General features: G+C 68.6%; 22 protein-coding genes. 14 read left to right on the forward strand and 8 right to left on the reverse strand.

All coding sequences use genetic code 11. The annotated features are described in order from the left end of the window. Nucleotides 1–142 precede the first annotated feature (142 nt). From QM624_RS15240 to QM624_RS15265, 6 genes are all read left to right on the forward strand, one after another. On the forward strand, nt 143–1117 hold the full coding sequence (locus QM624_RS15240) for a hypothetical protein (RefSeq protein ID WP_415093292.1): 975 nt from the start codon (nt 143–145) through the stop codon (nt 1115–1117). A gap of 228 nt (nt 1118–1345) precedes the next feature. Further along, nucleotides 1346–1903, forward strand: coding sequence for a hypothetical protein (locus QM624_RS15245; protein WP_415093294.1), 558 nt, complete (start codon nt 1346–1348; stop codon nt 1901–1903). A 3-nt stretch (nt 1904–1906) separates the two neighbouring features. Further along, a complete protein-coding gene (locus QM624_RS15250; protein WP_415093296.1) occupies nt 1907–2713 on the forward strand; it encodes a J domain-containing protein in 807 nt (268 codons plus the stop codon). Between the two features lie 46 nt (nt 2714–2759). Continuing rightward, on the forward strand, nt 2760–3221 hold the full coding sequence (locus QM624_RS15255) for a VOC family protein (RefSeq protein WP_415093298.1): 462 nt from the start codon (nt 2760–2762) through the stop codon (nt 3219–3221). Between the two features lie 187 nt (nt 3222–3408). Next, on the forward strand, nt 3409–4389 hold the full coding sequence (locus QM624_RS15260; protein WP_415093300.1) for a TerC family protein: 981 nt from the start codon (nt 3409–3411) through the stop codon (nt 4387–4389). Between the two features lie 143 nt (nt 4390–4532). Then, nucleotides 4533–5453, forward strand: a complete 921-nt coding sequence (locus tag QM624_RS15265; RefSeq protein WP_415093302.1) for an NAD-dependent epimerase/dehydratase family protein — start codon at nt 4533–4535, stop codon at nt 5451–5453. Nucleotides 5454–5566: 113 nt separating this feature from the next. Here QM624_RS15265 and QM624_RS15270 read toward each other — a convergent pair whose 3' ends face one another. After that, a complete protein-coding gene (locus QM624_RS15270; protein WP_415093304.1) occupies nt 5567–6277 on the reverse strand; it encodes a type 1 glutamine amidotransferase domain-containing protein in 711 nt (236 codons plus the stop codon). Between the two features lie 13 nt (nt 6278–6290). Then, nucleotides 6291–6809 carry a GNAT family N-acetyltransferase gene (locus tag QM624_RS15275; RefSeq protein ID WP_415093306.1) on the reverse strand — a complete coding sequence of 173 codons (519 nt, stop codon included), beginning with the start codon at nt 6807–6809 and terminating at the stop codon, nt 6291–6293. 149 nt (nt 6810–6958) lie between these two features. On the opposite strand from QM624_RS15275, the gene QM624_RS15280 reads away from it, so the two are divergent. The 4 genes from QM624_RS15280 (at nt 6959) to QM624_RS15295 (ending at nt 9941) form a co-directional block, all read left to right on the forward strand. Next, nucleotides 6959–7456 carry a hypothetical protein gene (locus QM624_RS15280; protein ID WP_415093308.1) on the forward strand — a complete coding sequence of 166 codons (498 nt, stop codon included), beginning with the start codon at nt 6959–6961 and terminating at the stop codon, nt 7454–7456. A gap of 74 nt (nt 7457–7530) precedes the next feature. Further along, nucleotides 7531–8190, forward strand: coding sequence for a M15 family metallopeptidase (locus tag QM624_RS15285; protein ID WP_415093310.1), 660 nt, complete (start codon nt 7531–7533; stop codon nt 8188–8190). Nucleotides 8191–8248: 58 nt separating this feature from the next. Beyond that, nucleotides 8249–8908: a TMEM175 family protein gene (locus QM624_RS15290; RefSeq protein WP_415093312.1), complete on the forward strand. Its 660-nt coding sequence runs from the start codon at nt 8249–8251 to the stop codon at nt 8906–8908. Between the two features lie 19 nt (nt 8909–8927). Next, nucleotides 8928–9941 carry an LLM class flavin-dependent oxidoreductase gene (locus tag QM624_RS15295; RefSeq protein ID WP_415093314.1) on the forward strand — a complete coding sequence of 338 codons (1014 nt, stop codon included), beginning with the start codon at nt 8928–8930 and terminating at the stop codon, nt 9939–9941. 108 nt (nt 9942–10049) lie between these two features. On the opposite strand, the gene QM624_RS15300 is transcribed toward QM624_RS15295, so the two are convergent. Genes QM624_RS15300 through QM624_RS15310 form a run of 3 tightly spaced genes read right to left on the reverse strand, consistent with a single transcriptional unit; the run spans nt 10050 to nt 12966 of the window. Then, nucleotides 10050–10853, reverse strand: a complete 804-nt coding sequence (locus tag QM624_RS15300) for an ABC transporter ATP-binding protein (RefSeq protein WP_415093318.1) — start codon at nt 10851–10853, stop codon at nt 10050–10052. Continuing rightward, nucleotides 10853–11923, reverse strand: a complete 1071-nt coding sequence (locus QM624_RS15305; RefSeq protein ID WP_415093320.1) for a FecCD family ABC transporter permease — start codon at nt 11921–11923, stop codon at nt 10853–10855. Before QM624_RS15305 ends, QM624_RS15300 begins: the two co-directional genes overlap by 1 nt. Next, a complete protein-coding gene (locus tag QM624_RS15310) occupies nt 11920–12966 on the reverse strand; it encodes a FecCD family ABC transporter permease (protein WP_415093322.1) in 1047 nt (348 codons plus the stop codon). The genes QM624_RS15305 and QM624_RS15310 overlap by 4 nt, the downstream gene beginning before the upstream one ends. 86 nt (nt 12967–13052) lie before the next feature. Between QM624_RS15310 and QM624_RS15315 the strand changes: the two genes are divergently transcribed. Further along, the gene (locus tag QM624_RS15315; RefSeq protein WP_415093324.1) at nt 13053–14102 is read left to right on the forward strand and encodes an ABC transporter substrate-binding protein; all 1050 of its coding nucleotides are present in this window, start codon (nt 13053–13055) and stop codon (nt 14100–14102) included. A gap of 10 nt (nt 14103–14112) precedes the next feature. On the opposite strand, the gene QM624_RS15320 is transcribed toward QM624_RS15315, so the two are convergent. Both QM624_RS15320 and QM624_RS15325 read right to left on the reverse strand, forming a co-directional pair. Next, nucleotides 14113–15447 carry a dihydrolipoyl dehydrogenase family protein gene (locus tag QM624_RS15320; RefSeq protein ID WP_415093326.1) on the reverse strand — a complete coding sequence of 445 codons (1335 nt, stop codon included), beginning with the start codon at nt 15445–15447 and terminating at the stop codon, nt 14113–14115. Nucleotides 15448–15545: 98 nt separating this feature from the next. Beyond that, nucleotides 15546–15812: a GlsB/YeaQ/YmgE family stress response membrane protein gene (locus QM624_RS15325; protein ID WP_415093328.1), complete on the reverse strand. Its 267-nt coding sequence runs from the start codon at nt 15810–15812 to the stop codon at nt 15546–15548. 161 nt (nt 15813–15973) lie between these two features. Here QM624_RS15325 and QM624_RS15330 point away from each other — a divergent pair, with 161 nt between their 5' ends. From QM624_RS15330 to QM624_RS15340, 3 genes are read left to right on the forward strand one after another with little or no spacing between them, the layout of a single operon-like run. After that, a complete protein-coding gene (locus tag QM624_RS15330; protein WP_415093330.1) occupies nt 15974–16627 on the forward strand; it encodes a hypothetical protein in 654 nt (217 codons plus the stop codon). Continuing rightward, the gene (locus tag QM624_RS15335) at nt 16624–17046 is read left to right on the forward strand and encodes a hypothetical protein (RefSeq protein ID WP_415093332.1); all 423 of its coding nucleotides are present in this window, start codon (nt 16624–16626) and stop codon (nt 17044–17046) included. The genes QM624_RS15330 and QM624_RS15335 overlap by 4 nt, the downstream gene beginning before the upstream one ends. Continuing rightward, entirely contained in the window at nt 17025–17621 is a 597-nt protein-coding gene (locus QM624_RS15340; RefSeq protein WP_415093336.1) for a metal-dependent phosphohydrolase, read from the forward strand. The genes QM624_RS15335 and QM624_RS15340 overlap by 22 nt, the downstream gene beginning before the upstream one ends. Here the strand turns inward: QM624_RS15340 and QM624_RS15345 are convergent. Next, nucleotides 17602–18000 (reverse strand): VOC family protein, encoded by a 399-nt coding sequence (locus tag QM624_RS15345; RefSeq protein WP_415093338.1) that lies wholly within the window; start codon nt 17998–18000, stop codon nt 17602–17604. The two genes, QM624_RS15340 and QM624_RS15345, sit on opposite strands and share 20 nt — an antisense overlap. Nucleotides 18001–18264 lie beyond the last annotated feature (264 nt).

Genomic DNA, 18264 nt, shown 5'->3' on the forward strand with positions numbered 1-18264 from the left:
AGTTGCGTTTCTGGAGTCGACGGCCGCCGGGGAGACCACACGGAGGCTCCGGTGAACTACGTCCGGAAAACGCCACACATCGATCCGCCGAACCGCCGGACGACCTGCGCGACGCCGAGCGAGCCGTTGTAAGAATGGGGCAATGCCCTCGAATCGTCTTGCCGCTTTCGCCATGGTCGTGCTGCTGGCCGGCTGCAGCGTCGCCCCACCCGCCGGCCAGACGACACCGCCGTCACAGGGGCGTGCCACCACGCCGTCCGAGTCAGGCTCGCCGGGAGGTACTCCGTCGACGCCGCAGACCACGGAGCCCCCCGCGGCGCTGGAACTACCGCGCGGCGGCCGGGAGTTGTTCCCGCGCTACCGGCTGTTCGGCTACTCCGGCTACCCGGGAGCCCCCGGGCAGGGGCGGCTCGGCATCGGTGACCTGGAAACCCGGGTGAAAGAGATCGAGCAGCGCGGCAAGGCTTGGCGTGGCGGCCGCGAACTGATGCCCGTGATGGAGTTGATCGCCGTCACCGTGCACGGTTCGCCGGGCAAGGACGGCATGTACCGGACGCGGGCGCCGGAGTCGCTGATCAAGCGCTGGCACGACATGGCGACCAAGCACAAGGCGATGCTGCTGCTCAACATCCAACCCGGCCGGGCCGACTTCATCGACGAAGTGAAGTACTTCGAGAAGTGGCTGAAATACCCCAACGTCGGCGTCGCGCTCGACCCCGAATGGGCGGTCGGCAAGGGACAGCTGCCCGGCCGGGTCTTCGGCAGCACCACCGGCAAAGAGCTCAACGATGTCGCCATCTATCTCTCGGAGTTGACCGCAGCCAACAACCTGCCCGAGAAGGTGATGCTGTTCCACCAGCTGCACGTCACCATCGTGAAGCAGCCCAAGGCGCTCAAGGAGCACCCGGGCGTGGTCTACATCAACTCGGTCGACGGCATCGGCGCACCGGCCGCCAAGATCGGCACCTACCAGCGGGTGATGAAGACCCGGCCGTCGTATGTGCATCCGGGTTTCAAGCTCTTCTACCAAGAGGACGTACAGACCGGGAAGCGGCTGATGACCGCCAAGGAAGTGCTGAAGCTGAAGCCCCAGCCGGAGTACATCCTCTTCGAGTGAGCAGGAGCCTTGTCGGTGCCTCCTGCTAGCGTCAGGATCGACACCGCAAGGAGTTTCGAGATGTCGAACCTGATCCGCCGAAGCGAAGGGACGCCGGCCCGCCCGTCACCGAGTGCGCGTGCCAACCCCAGTACTGGACGGGATGTCACAACGGCGGAATGGTCCGGTGACGTCCTGACGCCCGCCCAGATGGGTGTCCGCTGGCCATCGTCGATGGGACGTCCGGCGGTGAGCATGGCCGTCGAAGAGAGCGGTGCCCGGCGGCGATCCGACGGCAGCTTCTACAAGCGACGGCAGGCCTGGGCGGCCGACCCGAGCGGTGTAGTGCTGGCTCGCAGTCATCGCGAACTGGTGGCCCGACCTGACGGACGGTTTCAGGTGGCGGGCCCCTGGTCGGCACCGATCTATCGGACCCTGACCGCGGCACAGCCACCGGTACGCCGGGTCGGTGACGTCGCCGACGATGCGCAATCCCGCGCCGCCGCGGACGGCGGGGCCAGGCAGGGGAGAGAGTCGGACGCCGACCATGCGCTGAGCTTCCTGCCCGGTCGGGTGCGCGAGGGTGTCGAGGCGCGAGCCAATCCGCCAGAGCTCTTCTGTGCCGAAGCGGTGCGGTACTCACGCTCGGACGGCTCGGTCTATTGGACGGTGACCGCCCTCAAGCACAACGCGTCCGAAGCCATCGTGGTGCTGGCCAGTCGTCAGGACGGCTCGAGGAAGTGGCAGGTGGAGCAGTTCGTCTATCAGCTCACCAACCCGACGGCCTCGATCGGCCGCGGTCGTTGAGCCATGCCTACGCCCGACTACTACGCCATGCTCCACGTAGCGCAGGACGCAACAGCCGAGCAGATCCGGCGCAACTACATCAGGCTGGCCAAGGCCTTCCATCCGGACACGGGTGACGGCGACGAGCGGGTCGCAAGTGAGGTGACCACCGCCTGGAATGTACTCAAGGACCCGGCGCGCCGCGCCGCGTACGACGCAACGCTGCAGGCCGAGCGCGAGGCCGCACAGGCGCCTGACCCGATGGTCGCCGAGGATCAATCTTTCGAAGACTCCTGGGGCACCGAGGCGCCCTGGCGTCCGGATCCACCGACAAGCCCGCACCAGGCGGCTGGACAGGGCCAGCCGCCGCATCACGGCGGATACGGCCCGGCCTATCCGGAGACCCCACCACCGGTCCGCCCGACGGCACCGCCCGTGTACCCCTCGGCCACACGCCGCCGTGTCCGCCGCCACTATCTGCGTGGTGAGTCGCCCACCGCGATCTGGGTCGGGGTCGCGTGGCTGGCGATCAGCATCGTTCCGGTGATCGTGGGTGCGGTGGTCGTACCGAGCAGTACGTCGACAATGGTGGTGCCGTTCGCACTCACCGTCCTGTCGTTTCAGATCGGACGCCGACGCATCCTGATGTCGGCGATGAGCGGGTGGTACGTCACCTGGGTCGTGCTCAGCGCGGTGTTCGTCCTACTCGCCGTGCCGGGCGCCGCCACCGCGCAGGGCATCCAGGCGTGGCTCACCCCGAGCTGGCTGCTCGGATGGCTGATCAGCTACGTCTGGGCGGTCGAGGTGCGACGCCGCGACCTGTACGGCTAGGCGCCGACATCTAGCATTAATCGAAACTATGTTCTAAGCTCGCGCTATGAGTCTCGAGTTCCAGGTCACCTTCGACTGTCACGATCCACGGGCGTTGTCGATCTTCTGGCGCGACGTCCTCGACTACGTCCATCCGGGCCCGCCCGGGGTGGAGGTGCCTGACGGCGTCGACCCGCTGGACGCCTGGGACGAGTTCCTGGAGCGCGCCCAGGTGCCGCTCGAGCAGCGGAACTCGAGTTCGGCGCTGATCGATCCCGAGGGACGCGGTCCACGGATCTTCTTCCAGCAGGTGCCGGAGGGCAAGCAGGCCAAGAACCGGGTACACCTCGACGTCCGTGCCGCGCCGGGCTTGGCCGGTGACGAGCGGATGACGGCCCTGGAGGCGTCGTGCGAGCGGCTGACAGCCCTCGGCGCCGTCCGCGTGCAACGGTTCGAGCCCGAGCCGCCGTTCAGCGGCGGGTTCATCGTGATGCGCGATCCCGAGGGCAACGAGTTCTGCCTCGACTAACACCCCGGTCCGGGCGCCGGTTTGAGCGAATCTCCGGCGTTGCGTACGCTAGGTGGTCCAAGGGGAGTACTCCGCCACGGTCGGTTCGTCATTACGGATGCCCTGCATCCCGGGCCACCGGTTCCTGATTCTCGGGAATGGAAGAGACCTTGGTGTCGATCAGTCACACCAAGGTTGGAGCACCCCCTTGCAGATCACGCCGCTCGTCTGGGCCGTGACCATTGCCGTCACCATCGCCCTGTTCGTCTACGAGTTCCTCGCCCACGTCCGGAAACCACATGCGCCGTCGATGGGGGAGTCCGCCCGTTGGTCCGCCTTCTACATCGGGCTGGCGTTGTTGTTCGGCGTCGGGGTCGGCCTCGTCTCGGGTTGGACCTACGGCGGCGAGTACTTCGCCGGCTACCTCACTGAGAAGGCGTTGTCGATCGACAACCTGTTCGTCTTCCTGATCGTGATGAGCGGCTTCGCCGTGCCGAAGATCTACCAGCAGAAGGTGCTGATGATCGGCATTGTGATCGCTCTGGTCCTGCGCGGTGGCTTCATCGCCGTCGGGGCCGCACTGATCGAGAACTTCTCCTGGGTCTTCTACCTCTTCGGAGCCTTCCTGCTCGTGCTGGCCTACCAGCAGGCCCGCGGCGGGCACGAAGGCAATCCCACCGACAGCCGCTTCATGCGGTTCGTCCGGCGGGTACTCCCGGTCACCGAGGACTACCACGGGGACAAGCTGACCGTGCACAAGGACGGCCGGCGCTGGGTCACCCCGATGCTGTTGACGATCGTCGCGATCGGCTTCGTCGACCTGGTGTTCGCTCTGGACTCGATCCCGGCCATCTACGGACTGACCGAGGAGCCCTACATCGTGTTCACCGCGAACGCGTTCGCCCTGATGGGCCTGCGGCAGCTCTACTTCCTGGTGGGCGAACTGCTACAGCGTCTGGTCTATCTCGCACAGGGCCTCGCCGTCATCCTGGCGTTCATCGGCGTGAAGCTGGTGCTGCATGCGTTGCACGTCAACGAGCTCGGTTTCGTCAACGGCGGGCAGCCGGTCACCTGGGCGCCGGAGATCCCGATCTGGTTCTCGCTGACGTTCATCGGAGCGACGATCGCAGTGGCGACCGTTGCGAGCCTGGTCAAGACCCGTGAGAGGACGCCCGCATCCATCGACTAACCCCTTAGGGACGGACGGCACAACTGTCCGATAAGCAACATTATGTCAGAAAGCCATGGGCGGACGTTCTTCGCACTCCTCTCTTTCACACGGGTCAAGTGACACCATGGTGATTCCTCATAGTGACGAAGGGTGTGAATCGGATGCAGACGGTGCTCGGTGCCAACGGGCAGATCGCCGAAGAGCTGACTCGCGAGTTGTATCGGAACTTCACCCAGGACATCCGGCTGGTCAGTCGCCGTCCTAGGAAAGTCCACGACACCGACGAGTTGGTGAGCGCCGACCTGACCGACCCCGCGGCCACGAGCCGGGCCGTCGAGGGCAGCCAGATCGCCTACCTGACCGTGGGCCTGCCGATGGATTCGGAGCTGTGGGAGAGGCAGTTTCCGGTGATGATGCGCAACGTCATCGACGCCTGCGCCAGACACGACACGAAACTCGTCTTCTTCGACAACACCTACATGTATCCCGGCACCACGACCCCGCAGACCGAGACGACCGCGTTCCAGCCCAACGGACGCAAGGGCCGGGTCCGCGCGCAACTCGCAACCATGCTGTTGGACGCGATGGCGTCCGGATCGGTGGACGCGGCGATCTGCCGCGCACCCGAGTTCTACGGGCCGGCCAAGACGAAGAGCCTGACCAACTCGCTGGTCTTCGACCGGATCAAGGCCGGCAAACGGCCCTTCGTTCCGCTGAACGCCAAGGCACACCGTTCGCTGATCTGGACGCCGGACGCCAGCCGGGCGATGGCGCTGATCGGCAACTCCCCCGACGCCTACGGCCAGACCTGGCACCTGCCCGTCGACACCGCGCGTCCGACCTATGCCGAGATGATCCGGACCGCCGAGCAGGTCACCGGCCGCCGGATCCGGTCCACGGTATTGCCCTGGTTCGTCTTCGGCATCGGCCGGCGGCTGGCCCAGCCGTTGCGGGAGGTGTACGAGCTGCTCCCCCGCTACCGCGGAGACAACATCTTCGACTGCTCGAAGTTCACCGGACGCTTTCCCGACTTCGTCGTTACCGGCTACCGCGAGGGAATCAGCCAGATCCTCCAAGGGTGACAGCCCTCGAGGCTGAGCATTCACGTCATCCCGGGCTCCGACCCGGGATCTGAAGGTGGAAGAGATCCCGGATCAAGTCCGGGAGGACGATGGCGAGCTTTGGTCAGCGTTCCCTAAGTAGACGGTGTCGAAAGCGCCTCGACCAGCCTGGTGGCGAGCGCCGTCGCGGACTGCGGATTCTGACCGGTGTACAGGTTGCCGTCGACGACCACGTGCGGGCGCAGCGGAAGCCGGGCCTTGTCGTAGCGGACGCCGACCTCGACGAGCCGGTCCTCCAGCAGCCATTTCGCCTTGCGGGCGAAGCTGTTGAGGCGCTCTTCGGTGTTGGACAGGCCGGTCATGCGGCGTCCGGCGAAGGGATTCGTACCGTCGGGATTCGTGGCAGCGAGGATCGCCGCGGGCGCATGGCACAGCAGCGCCAGCGGCCTTCCGGAGGCCAGCCGGCGGGTCAGCAACGCACCCGAGACGGCGTCCACGGCCAAGTCCTCCATCGGCCCGTGTCCGCCTGGGTAGAAGACCAGGTCGAACTCGCTCTCGTCGACACCGTCGAGGCTGACCGGATGGTTCAACTCGTCGGTGATCGAGTTCAGGTAAGCCCGGATCTTCTTCCGAGTCCCCGGCAGGCCTCCGGCGATGCCGAGACTCAACTCGTCGAGCGTGGGTGCCACACCGCCCGGTGTGGCGATGGTGATCCGCCAACCCGCCTCGCTGAACACACGATGTGGCTCGGCGACCTCCTCGGCCCAGTAGCCAGTCGGATGCACGGTGCCATCAGCCAACGTCCAGCCGTTGGCGGCAGAGATCACGAACAGAACGCGGGTCATCGGACAATCCCTTTCATTGAGGTCGATCAACATCGAGCACAGTCAGCAGACTACGACCGTGAACGGACTCGCCGTGAGTCTCTCCGGTGTCGCGGAAGCCGAGCTTCTGCAGAACCCGCCGCGAGGCCACGTTCCAGTCCCAAACGGTCGCCCACAAGCGCGGATAGCCGGACCGATGGGCCCATTCGATGACGATCCGGCCGGCTTCGGTGGCGTAGCCACGATTGTGGACGGCTCGGAGGAGCTCGAAAGCCAGCTCGGGTTCGTCGGGTGCGCCGTTCCCGGTGAACACCAGCCCGCAATAGCCGAGCACGGCGGCGTCGTCCTTACGCTGCACCGTCAGCAGTCCCGGCTTCGAGGTCTCGGACGCGTCCTGAATCTGCGCCGCGATGTCGGCCACCGTCGGACGGCCATCGGAGCTCAACTGTCGATGCGGCGGCACGCGGACGTCCCGCTCCGTCCACAACTGATGGAAGACGGCAGCATCACTTACGACTTGGGGGCGAAGGACGAGACGCTCGGTCTCGAGCATCTCCGGCTCTATCGACATCACCCGTCCTCTCGCCTCGGTCGAATCCTACGGTCGTGGCGCCCGCTCCGAGATCCACCGCGCTGGCCCGACCCTCTGGGCTGACACAATGGCGGCCGATCTTTTGCCTTGCCAAGAAGGGACCACCCCCGATGACCGCGAATCAACCTCCCGAGAACAACGCGCCCCAAACGCCCGCCGGACCTCCGCAGTCTCCCCCGCCGGGCGCCGACCCGGCCTTCACAGCCGGCCAGCCACAGGCACCGGACGCCGCACCCGGCACCTACCCGCCCGCAGCCTTCGCCCCCCAGCCGCCGGCACCGCAGAAGAAGAGCGTGCTCAAGCGCTTCCTGGTCACCATCGTGGGAGTGATCGTCGCCATCGCCATCGGCATCGCCGTGCGCAGCGGCGTCTTCGACAGCCCGTCGATGAAGGTCGGCGACTGCGTCCAGCAGGTCGGCGAGGACGACGTCAAGGTCGTCGACTGCAGCTCAGCCGACGCGCAGTACTCCATTCTCGGCATCGTCGAGAAGCAGAGCCAGATCTCGGCACGGATGGGCGCCTGCAAGGAGTTCCCCGACACCACCAGCGTCTACTGGGAGGGCCGGAACAAGGGCAACGGCACCGTGTATTGCATGAAGAAGTTGTGACCCTCCACGGCGCTCAGCTTCGATCCGGCGATCGAGGCTGAGCGCCGCGCCATGCCGCGTGCGAGACTTACCCGGTGGCGGACTCAGGCATCGTGCTGATCGGTGACCCGCGCGTCACCGCGATCGAGGTTCGTGAGTCGAACGAACCCCTGGTCGACCTGCGTCCCATCCCGCGGCTGCGGATCGACCCCCGCAAGGCCGACCACACCGGCGGCTGGCATCACGCCCGCGCCGGCTTGGCCGAGCGGCTGGCCAACGCGGCCGCGGCGCTGCCGTCCGGAATCGAATTGCTGATCGTCGAGGCGTTCCGCAGCCCGGCACGGCAGCGGGGCTATTGGGACGGCTACCGCGACGAGTTGCGTGCCCACTACCCCGGCCTCACCGATCCGCGGCTCTACCACCTCGCCACCCGCTGGGTGGCGCCGCCTGAGGTCGCCCCGCACTGCACCGGTGGCGCCGTCGATCTCACCCTGTGCGATACGGACGGCGTCGAACTCGATCTGGGATCGCCGCTGGACGCCACCCCTGAGCAGAGCTCGGGAAGCTGCTTCACGGCCGCCCAGGTGCCCCGCGAGGCGGCGGCGAACCGGGCGATCCTGGTGAGCACGCTGACCGACGCCGGGCTGGTCAACTACCCGACCGAGTGGTGGCACTGGTCCTACGGCGAGCGGTACTGGGCGTTCAGCACCGGCGCCCCGCACGCCCTCTTCGGGCCGGTCGAACCGCCGTCCTGACCGACACCACCGCCGAGTCGGGTTCCGAACACCCGCCTGGCGCGGCAGGATGCCGGGTATGGATCGGACCCAGGAAGGCGGCGCCACCCCACCGCCGGAGCAGAACCAGCGGTCCCGGCTGGCCTCCGCGGAGCGGCTGAAGGCGTTCGCGGACGCCGTGGTGGCGATCGCCATGACACTGCTGATCCTGCCGCTGATGGAGAGCGTCAGCGAGGTGGCCAGGGAAGGCGGCAACGCCGCGGAATGGGTCACCGAGAACGGTGACCAGCTGTTCAGTTTCGCGTTGAGCTTCGTGCTGATCGGCGCGTTCTGGCTGAGCCACCACCGGCTGTTCGACCGCGTCCACCTGGTCACCGGACGGCTACTGGTACTCACCATCGCGTGGATGTTCACCATCGTCTGGCTACCGGTCGCCACCGCGATCGTCGGTCTGATGGACAACGACCCGGTGCAGAAGACGCTGTACATCGGCTCGCTGTTCGCGACCAGCGTGATGATGACGGTGCTCGGCTGGTACGCCCTGCGGCACCCCGAACTGCACGACATGCCGGTCGCCAATCTGCGCAGCGGCATCCTCGCCGACGCGATCGCCTCGGCGCTGTTCGCGCTCGCCTATCTGCTCACCATCGTGTTTCCCGTGCTCAGCTATCTGCCGATGTTCCTGCTCGCGCTGACCGGCCCGCTGCACAACTGGCTGCGGCGCTACCTGCCGCACTGAGCGCGCAAGGATGGGGACCATGACCAAGAAGATCGGTTTCCTCTCCTTCGGGCACCACCGTGACGTTCCCGGCTCTCGGGTGCGGAGCGCCGGCGACGCGCTGCGCGACCACATCGAGTTGGCCGTCGCCGCCGAGGCCGCCGGAATGGACGGCGCCTGGCTGCGGGTGCACCACTTCGACCACAGCCTGTCGGCACCCTTCCCGCTGCTGGCCGCGATGGCGGCCCGGACGTCCACCATCGACGTGGGCACCGGCGTGGTAGATCTCCGCTACGAAAATCCGCTCTACTTGGCCGAGGAGGCGGCGGCCACCGACCTGATCGGCGACGGACGGCTGCAACTCGGCATCAGCCGGGGATCCCCCGAGCCCGCCGCGGACGGCCAGGCCGCCTTCGGCTACCGGCTGGCAGACGGGCAGGACTGGGCCACCGTCACCCACGACAGGGCCGAGTTGTTCCGCCGGGCGATCGCCGGCGAGCCGGTGGCCCACTCGCATCGTGCGCTGGCTGCCGGACGCGGACCGGACCTGCCGATCGGGCCGCTCTCCCCCGGCCTGAGCAGCCGGATCTGGTGGGGTTCGGGCAGCCACGCCACCGGCGTCCGAGCCGGTGAGCAGGGCTACAACCTGCTGTCGTCGACCCTGCTGCTGGCCGACGACGGGCGTCCGTTCCATCTGCAGCAGGCCGATCAGGTCCGCGACTACCGGACGGCGTTCGCCGCCGCCGGGCACACCTCCGGCGGGCAGGCGGCCGTCACCCGCAGCGTGTTCCCGCTGACCACCGCCGAGGACCGCTCCTACTTCGGGCTCGAGCGGGGCGGCGAGGGCGTGGGCTTCCTGGACGGCACCACCGCCCGCTCCGGGCCCACCTTCGCCGGGCCGCCCGAGCAGGTGGTCGCCGATCTTCGTGGCGACGAGGCGGTGCAGGAGGCCGACTACGTGCTGTTCGCGCTGCCGTCCATGCTGGGCGTCGACTACAACGCTCACCTGTTCGAGAACCTGGTCGCCGTGGCTCGCGAACTGGGCTGGAAGTAGCAGGAACCGGACGATCACTGTTCATTCGCGTCATCCCGGGATCTCAGGCGGGAGAGATCCCGGATCAAGTCCGGGATGACGAGGGAAGGCGCTTTGATGAGCACATCCTTAGCGCCGGCGGCGGGTGCGGGCCGCGGGCACCACCATGGGGGTGCCGGTGGCCGGGTCGGGGACGACCGTGCAGGCCAGTCCGAACACCTCGGCGACCAGCTCGGGGGTGACCACCTCGTCCGGAGTGCCCGCGGCGACGATCCGGCCGTCGGCCATCGCGATCAGGTGATCGGCGTAGCGGGCGGCGTGGTTGAGGTCGTGCAGCACCGCGACGATCGTGTAGCCGTCGGCCCGCAGATCGGCGCACAGGTCGAGCACGTCCAGCTGATGGGTGATGTCGAGGAAGGTGGTCGGCTCATCCAGCAGCAGGATCTCGGTCTGCTGGGCGAGCACCATCGCCAGCCAGGCCCGCTGCCGCTGGCCGCCGGACAACTCATCGACCGGGCGTTCGGCCAGCTCGGTCACCCCGGCGGCGTCCATCGCCTTTTCGACCGCCTGTTGGTCGGCGTCCGACCATTGTCGCAGCAGGCTCTGGTGCGGGAAGCGGCCGCGTCCGACCAGGTCCAGCACGGTGATGGTCTCGGGCGCGACGGCGGACTGTGGCAGCATGCCCAGCGTGCGGGCCACCTCCTTGGCCGGCATCGAGTGGATCGTCCGGCCGTCCAGCAGCACCTTCCCGGCGTGCGGCCGCAGGATCCGCGCCAGGGCACGCAGCAGGGTCGATTTGCCGCAGGCGTTCGGCCCGACGATCACGCTGAACCGGTCGTCGGGGACGGCGATGTCGAGCCCCTCGACCACGACCCGGTCGTCGTAGCGCAGTTCCAGTTGCTCGGCGACCAGCCTGGACGTCTCGCCGCTCATCACATTCTCCTTCGCCATTCCCGGGACAACAGCCACGCCAGATACACCCCGCCCACTCCGCCGGTGATCACTCCGACCGGCAGGTCGGTGTCACCGAAGGCGCGCGATCCGATCAGGTCGGACGCCGTCAGCAGCACTGCACCCATCGCCGCCGACGCCACCACGGACGGCGTCCGCCGCTGACCCACCAGGCGAGCCGCCAGCTGCGGCGCGGCCAGCGCCACGAACGAGATCGGTCCCGCCGCCAGCACCGCCACCGCGGACAACCCGACCGACACCGCCAGCGTGGCCCCGGTCACGAAACCCAGCCGGACGCCCAACGCGGACGCCACCTCCGGGCCGAGCAGCACCAGCCGCAACTGCCGCCCCAACGCGATCGCGGCGGGCAGCAGGATCAGCAGGCCCAGGCCGGCCACCATCACGTCCGGCCAGTCGCTGCTGTTCAGGCTGCCGACCAGCCAGCGGGTCGCCTCCATCGACTCCCGGACGCCGCTGCGGGTGAGCAGATACGCCGACACCGAGTCGAGCAGTGCGCCGAGCCCGATGCCGATCAGGATGATCCGGTAGCCGGTGCCCCGGGCCCCCGACGACAGCAGGAAGACCACCAGTGCCGCGACTCCCCCGCCGGCGATGGCGAAGATCGCCGTCTCGGTGCGATCGCTGATACCGAAGGTCAGCATCGCCACCAGTGCTCCGGCCGCGGCGCCGGAGTCGAAGCCGATCACGTCGGGGCTGCCCAACGGGTTGCGGGTCAACGCCTGCAGCAGCGAGCCGGCCGCTCCCAGCCCGGCGCCGACCAGCAGGCCGACGCAGGCGCGCGGCAATCCGATGTCGAGCACCACGAAGTCGAACTCGTCGGTGCGGCGCAGCACGGTGTCGAGGACTTCGGACGGGTTGACCGGCAACGGTCCGGTGCCGAGGGTGGCGAAGACGATCAGCACCGCGCAGCAGACCAGCACGAGAGTCACCAGGGCGCCCCGCCATGACGCGAGCACCCGCCACGGACCGAGCCGCAGGGTGCTCGGTTCCGGGAGCCGCCGGCGCGGGTCGAGATCGGTGGAGGTGGTCACAGCCGGCCGACCCTCCGGGCGCGGACCAGCCAGACCAGCACCGGTGCCCCGACGATTCCGGTGATGATGCCGACCCCGATCTCCTGCGGCCAGGCGATCACCCGGCCGACCACGTCGGCGCTGATCAGCAGCAATGCGCCCAGCAGCGCGGACGCCGGCAGCATGGTGCGGTGATCGACGCCGACGGTGAGCCGGGCCAGATGCGGGACGGCCAGCCCGACGAACGCGATCGGGCCGACGGCGGCGGTGGCTGCCCCGCACAGCATCACGATCACCGCCGCGCTCGCCGTCCGGGTGCCCGGAATGTTGGCGCCCAGCGCGCGTCCGGCCTCTTCGCCCAGTGACAGCGCGTTGAGCGGGCGGGCCAGCAGCATCATGCCCAGCAGGCCGGCGGCCAGGAACCACACCACCGGGCCGACATCCTCCAGGGTCCGGCCGGTCAGGGCGCCGATGTCCCAGTACCGGAAGCTGTAGTAGGCGGTCGGGTCGGCCAGCATGGTGGCCACCACATAGGACTGCAGGGCGGCCTGGACGGCGGCACCGGCGAGCAGCAGTCGCACCGGGTTGGACGCGCTGCGGCGTCCGGTGCCGAGCAGATAGACCAGCACCGCCGCGCACGCCGCGCCGATCAACGCGAACCAGATGTAGCCACCGGGCTGGGTGATGCCGAAGACGCTGATCGCCGTCACCACCGCGGCGGCCGCGCCACCGTTCACGCCCAGCAGCTGCGGGTCGGCCAACGGATTGCGGGTGATCGACTGCATCACCGCCCCCGCCGCGCCCAGCGCGGATCCGATCAACAGTCCGAGCACGGTGCGGGGCAGCCGGCCGCCGCGGACCACGTCCATCGCCTCCTGCTCCTGCCCGAGCAGGCCGGCCCATACCTGGGCGGGGCTCAGCGGATTCGCCCCCACCATCAGGCTGGCCAGGCAGGCGGCCAGCAGGGCGCCGATCGCAAGAAGCACGGTGGCCCTGGACAGCGCGGTGCCGCCCACCCGAACCGGGACGCGCCGCACGTCGCGGGTCGTGGTGGGCGCTGGCACGCGCCTACAGTACGAGAAACTTTGGATTGCCTTACCTAAGTCCGATTAGTGTGTGCTGCGTTGATCGCGACGACGAAGGATGGGCAATGGGGCACAACGATTCGGTATGGGCGCACAAGCTGAGCCGCCGCGGCCTCGGCCTGGCGGCGCTGGGTGTCGCGGGTGCGAGCCTGGTGGGGTGTGGGTCCGCCCCCGCGCCAGCCGCTTCCGGTTCCCCGTCCGCGGCGCCGTCGGACGGCACGCCGGCCGGGTTCCCCACCACCGTCACCCACGCCTACGGCTCCACCGTCATCGAGAGCCAGCCCAGCAAGGTGGTCTCGGTCGGAGTCACCGAGCAGGACTTCCTGCTCGCCCTCGGCGTCACTCCGATCGGCGTCACCGACTGGTACGGCGACCAGCCCTACGCCACCTGGCCCTGGGCGCAGGCGGCGCTGGGTTCGGCACAACCCAAGGTGTTGAAGAACGACGACGGCTTCCAGTTCCTGGAGATCGCCAAGCTCAAGCCCGATCTGATCGTCGGCCCCAACTCGGGGATGAAGCAGGCCGACTACACCAAGCTGTCCAAGATCGCGCCGACCATCGCCCATGCCCGCGCAGACGCGATGTGGTTCTCGCCCTGGACCGAGATGCTGGCGGCGATCGCCCAGGCGGTCGGCAAAGTCGCCGAAGGTGAGCAGCTGACGAACTCCGTCCAGCAGAAGTTCACCGATGCCGCGGCCGGCAATCCGAGCTTCGCCGGCAAGAAGGCCATCTTCCTGCAGAACGCCGTCTACGACGGCAGCCTGATCGCCTACCCGAAGGGGCTCAGCACCGAGTTCCTGACCGATCTCGGCTTCGAGATCCCCGCCGAGATCGATCCCTACGTGAAGGACGGCGAGCAGGCCTACATTCCGGTGGAGAAGATCAGTGTGCTCAACTCGGCCGACGTGCTGCTCTGGGGCACCGAGAAGGACGCCGACCGGGCCGCGCTGGAGAAGGTGCCCGGCTTCAGCTCGCTGACCGCGGTGCAGGCGGGCCGCTCGCTCTACACCGGCGGCGAGCTGGCCGGCGCCATCTACTTCGCCTCTCCGCTCAGCCTGCCCTACGTGGTGGACAAGCTCACCCCGATGCTGGCCGGCGCCCTGAAGAACGGCTGACCCGGCCCTCTCAGCCCATCGCCTGATCGAGCAGCCGTAGCCACACCTCGCTCGCCGTGGGGTAGCTGGGCACGGCATGCCACAGCTGCTGCACAGTGAGCCCGCCGACGATCGCCACCGTGGCGGCATGCAACAACTCCGCGACCTCGACGCCGGCGAAGGTGGCCCCGACAATCCGGTCGTCGCTGCCGACCACCAGTCGCGCCGAACCGATCGGATGGTCGACCAGCAGCGCCGCACCCGCGGCGGAACTCATCGCAACGTCGAGGGCGCGGGCGTCCGGGTCGTCGGCTTGTGCCTGGTCGAGGGTGGCGCCGACCGTGGCCACCTCGGGATGGGTGAAGATCACCTGCGGCACCGGCACGTTGTCCGGCTCGTCGGCGACCGGACGGCCCAGCGCCTCGGCGCGCAGCCGGGCACCGAGCAACCGGGCCCGGTATTTGCCCCAGTGGGTCAGCGCCGGTTCGCCCGAGACGTCACCGACCAGGTGCAGCCAATCCGGGCGGTTGCCGCTCGGCAACGGCTCGATGTTCGGCACCCGTCCGGTCGCCACCAGCACCTCGTCGACCTCCAGCGTCTCACCGTCGACCGCGAGCCGGACCGGGCCGCCGTGCGGACGTCCGAGCCGCTCCTGATGGTGCCCGTCGCGTTCCGCGGACTGCACGGAGGCGCCGAGCCGAATCTCCACCCCGGCCTGCTGCAACGATTCCCGCACCAGGGTGGCGGCGAACGGCTCGACACGGTCCAGCAAACCGTGCCGGACCAGCATCGTCACCCGGCTACCCAGCGCCGCCATCCAGGTCGCCGCCTCACAGGCCACCACCCCGCCGCCGACGATCGCCAGCCGTGGCGGCACCTCCACCACACCGGTGACGTCCCGATTCGTCCAGGGCCGCACACCGGCCAGCCCCGCCGGGATCGCGGGCCGGCTGCCGGTGGCCACCACGACCGCATGCCGGGCGGTCAGCGTCCGCTCCCCCACCTCGACGCGGCGCTCACCGACCACCCGTCCGTAGCCGCGCACCACCTCGATACCGGCCGAGGCTGCCCAGGACGCCTGGCCGGCGTCGTCGTAGTCACTCACCCAATAGTCGCGGCGGGCCAGGACGGCATCGATGTCGATCGTCGTGGGCCGGACGCCGCGCAGGTCGCGGGTCGTCGCGGCGACCGCGATCGGCCGGAGCAGCGCCTTGCTCGGCATGCACGCGTAATAGGAGCATTCGCCGCCGAGCAGTTCGACCTCGACCAGCGCTGCCGTCAGGCCGCCGCCCCGGACGACGTAGTCCGCGACGTTCTCGCCCACCGGTCCGGCGCCGAGAACTATGACGTCGTAGCTGTTGTTCATACCGGCCATGCTCCCCGCACTCCGCGGCGGTGGCAATCACCCCCGGGGACGGCAAAGGGCCGGCAACCGTTCAAGGTTGCCGGCCCTTTTCGCGAAGGTCAGCGTCGGCGTCCGGTGACCAGTCCGACCAACCACAACAGAATCACCGCGCCACCGATCGCGGTGAGCATGCTGAAGATCAACCCGCCGCCGGACACGTCGACGCCGAACGCGCTGAGGATCCAGCCGCCCAACAGTCCTCCGACGATTCCGACGATGATGTTCAGCACGATGCCCATCTGGGCATCGGTCTTCATGATCTTGCTGGCGATCCATCCGGCGATTCCGCCGAGAATGATCCAACCCAGAAATCCCCAACTCAACATTGGCTGTCGCTCCTTGTCTCGTGGCAGTTCTAGCTGTTTCCACTGTAGGCGCGAGGTACCCAGCAGAGGCCCTGAAGAACCCCTGACTACGCGCAATGCCACCCCTACGGGTGAGGTTCCCGGTACTGGACAGCACTCGATTCAGGCTGCACACTGAATCGATGACGATGAAGGGTCCGGACTTAACAATCTGGGCGGTGGTGACTGCCGATCAGCGCAACAGCAGGCGGGCCGCCGACCGGGTGCCCGCCGCTCTCAGCACCCTGGACGCGGTCGCCGGCGACCGGCTTGCGTTGCCGTTCGAACGCACCGCCGGCGACGAGATCCAGGCCCTTACCGGCGATCCCGGAGCCGTCGTGGACATCATGCTCGCCCTCACCCGGCTCGACGACTGGCACGTCGGGATCGGCCTCGGGCCCGTCGACCAGCCACTACCCGACTCGACCAGGGCTGCGCGCGGAGCTGCCTACCTGGCGGCCCGGACGGCCGTCGACGAGGCCCGGGCCGCGCCGTCCAACCTGCGCCTGGTGGCCGCCGGAACTGTCAGTGCCGGACCCTATGGTGAAACTGCGGTACGACGAGCCGAGGCAGCACTGGTGATGCTGCGGGCGCTGGTCGGTCGCCGCACCGCACAAGGATGGGAGGTCATCGACATGTTGGACGCGACCGGCAGCGGCAAGCTGGCTGCGCACCGCCTCGGCGTCAGCCCGTCCGCGGTCTCGCAGCGCGCTGCCCGCGCTGCCCGCGCTGAGGCGAGGCTGGGCGCCGAACTCGCCCAGTCACTGCTGGCCGAGGCGATGGGGGTGGCGTGGTGACGTTCTGGCTTGTTGTGGCGAAGGCCGCGATCGTCGCTGTGTGTGCGGCGCTCGCCGTGCTGGCCGGTGGCCGGGTGGTCACCGCCGTGTTCCGGCTGGCCGAACGCTCCCGGGCCACCGAATTGGGCGACGACGAGTCCGCGGCGCAGCCGATCGCGCCGCTGACCAAGGCGGCCGGCACCCTGCGCGGCGGGCAGTGGATCGGCATGCTCGAACGGCTGGCCATCTTCGCGACCCTGCTGGCCGGCTTCCCCGAAGGGCTGGCCGTGGCGATGATCCTCAAGGGTTTCGCCCGCTACCCCGAACTCAAGGCGAGCAGCACCGGAGCGGCCGAACGGTTCATCATCGGCACCTTCGTGAGCGTGCTCTTCGCCTGCGCATCCGCCGGACTGGCGCTATGGCTGATCCAGCTCTTCTGAGCCGCTGGCCGCTCCCTGAGGTGCCCGAGGTCGCCCAGGCGGTGCTGGCCGGCTGGCGCGAGCCGCATCGGCGCTACCACGACGTCCGGCACCTGCAGGAATGCCTGGAGGCTGCCGTCCGGCTCGGCGGGGGTCGCGACGAACTGGTGGCTCTGTGGTTCCACGACGCCGTCCACACCAACACCCCGGGCGTCGACGAGGCCGCCTCGGCCGCGCTGTTGCTCAGCCTGCTCACCGGCCGGCTGCCCGAACCTCAGCTGGCCGAAGCGACCCGGCTGGTGCTGCTCACCCGCCATCACCGGCCCGAACCGGGCGATGTGGCGGGCGCGGTGGTCTGCGACGCCGACCTGTGGGTGCTCGGTGCCGAACCGAACCGGTACGCCCAGTCGGTGTCCGACCTGCGCACCGAGACCGGACTCGACGGGCCGGCCTGGGCGAAGGCCCGACGGCACCAGTTGACGGCCCGGCTGGCCGGCCCGATCTATCGCACGCCGGCAGGTGCCCGGCGTGAGGCCCGGGCCCGGGCCAACCTGACCGCCGAGCTGGAGTCGCTGCTCAGGCCTGGTCGATCCTGACCACATTTCCGGAAGGGTCACGGACGGCGCAGTCGCGCACCCCCCAGAACTGATCGGTCGGCTTCTCCAGCACCTCGACGCCGGCTTCGACCAGCCGGGCGAAGAGTCCGTCCAGATCGCCGCTGCGGAAGTGGACGGTGCCCAGCGCGCCCTTGGTGAGCAGGCCGCGCAGCGCCTCGGCGTCCGCCGGCGCGTCGGCCAGGTAATTGCTGAGCACCACCGCCACGCCGTCCTGTCCGGACGCCGCGAGGGTGATCCAGCGGAAGTCTTCCTGCCCGACGTCGTTGAGCACGTCGAGGCCGAGAAGGTCGCGGTAGAAGGTGAGCGCGGCGTCGATGTCGTTCGCCGCCACGAAACAGCGGGAGATCGCAATGGTCATGGGCAGGAGGCTAGCCAGCGGCCGATCGCCCGGGCTTCTCGGATCCTGACCGATTCCGCCGTCCGCACTGCATCGGAAGGAACCGTCCCCTGGACGGAATGAGGACGGTTCTTTTCCGGTTCAAGGTCTCGACGGGTGCCGACCACCAGGTCCACCCGGCCGATTTGGGGCCGTCCGGTGCGAGCCCGTAAGGTTGCTCGGCTGCGAACGGGAGACGACGGATGAATCAGACAGAGCACGCAACGGATAGACATTGGCTGGCGC

The sequence above is a fragment of the Micropruina sp. genome, from assembly GCF_047606365.1.
Taxonomy (GTDB): Bacteria; Actinomycetota; Actinomycetes; order Propionibacteriales; family Propionibacteriaceae; genus Micropruina.

Bases quoted from the DNA above. Each gene is read 5' to 3' on its own strand.
- QM624_RS15240 (WP_415093292.1), top strand. From the start codon at position 143: ATGCCCTCGAATCGTCTTGCCGCTTTCGCCATGGTCGTGCTGCTGGCC.
- QM624_RS15250 (WP_415093296.1), top strand. From the start codon at position 1,907: ATGCCTACGCCCGACTACTACGCCATGCTCCACGTAGCGCAGGACGCA.
- QM624_RS15255 (WP_415093298.1), top strand. From the start codon at position 2,760: ATGAGTCTCGAGTTCCAGGTCACCTTCGACTGTCACGATCCACGGGCG.
- QM624_RS15265 (WP_415093302.1), top strand. From the start codon at position 4,533: ATGCAGACGGTGCTCGGTGCCAACGGGCAGATCGCCGAAGAGCTGACT.
- QM624_RS15270 (WP_415093304.1), bottom strand. From the start codon at position 6,277: ATGACCCGCGTTCTGTTCGTGATCTCTGCCGCCAACGGCTGGACGTTG.
- QM624_RS15275 (WP_415093306.1), bottom strand. From the start codon at position 6,809: ATGCTCGAGACCGAGCGTCTCGTCCTTCGCCCCCAAGTCGTAAGTGAT.
- QM624_RS15280 (WP_415093308.1), top strand. From the start codon at position 6,959: ATGACCGCGAATCAACCTCCCGAGAACAACGCGCCCCAAACGCCCGCC.
- QM624_RS15290 (WP_415093312.1), top strand. From the start codon at position 8,249: ATGGATCGGACCCAGGAAGGCGGCGCCACCCCACCGCCGGAGCAGAAC.
- QM624_RS15295 (WP_415093314.1), top strand. From the start codon at position 8,928: ATGACCAAGAAGATCGGTTTCCTCTCCTTCGGGCACCACCGTGACGTT.
- QM624_RS15300 (WP_415093318.1), bottom strand. From the start codon at position 10,853: ATGAGCGGCGAGACGTCCAGGCTGGTCGCCGAGCAACTGGAACTGCGC.
- QM624_RS15315 (WP_415093324.1), top strand. From the start codon at position 13,053: ATGGGGCACAACGATTCGGTATGGGCGCACAAGCTGAGCCGCCGCGGC.
- QM624_RS15320 (WP_415093326.1), bottom strand. From the start codon at position 15,447: ATGAACAACAGCTACGACGTCATAGTTCTCGGCGCCGGACCGGTGGGC.
- QM624_RS15325 (WP_415093328.1), bottom strand. From the start codon at position 15,812: ATGTTGAGTTGGGGATTTCTGGGTTGGATCATTCTCGGCGGAATCGCC.
- QM624_RS15330 (WP_415093330.1), top strand. From the start codon at position 15,974: ATGACGATGAAGGGTCCGGACTTAACAATCTGGGCGGTGGTGACTGCC.
- QM624_RS15340 (WP_415093336.1), top strand. From the start codon at position 17,025: ATGGCTGATCCAGCTCTTCTGAGCCGCTGGCCGCTCCCTGAGGTGCCC.
- QM624_RS15345 (WP_415093338.1), bottom strand. From the start codon at position 18,000: ATGACCATTGCGATCTCCCGCTGTTTCGTGGCGGCGAACGACATCGAC.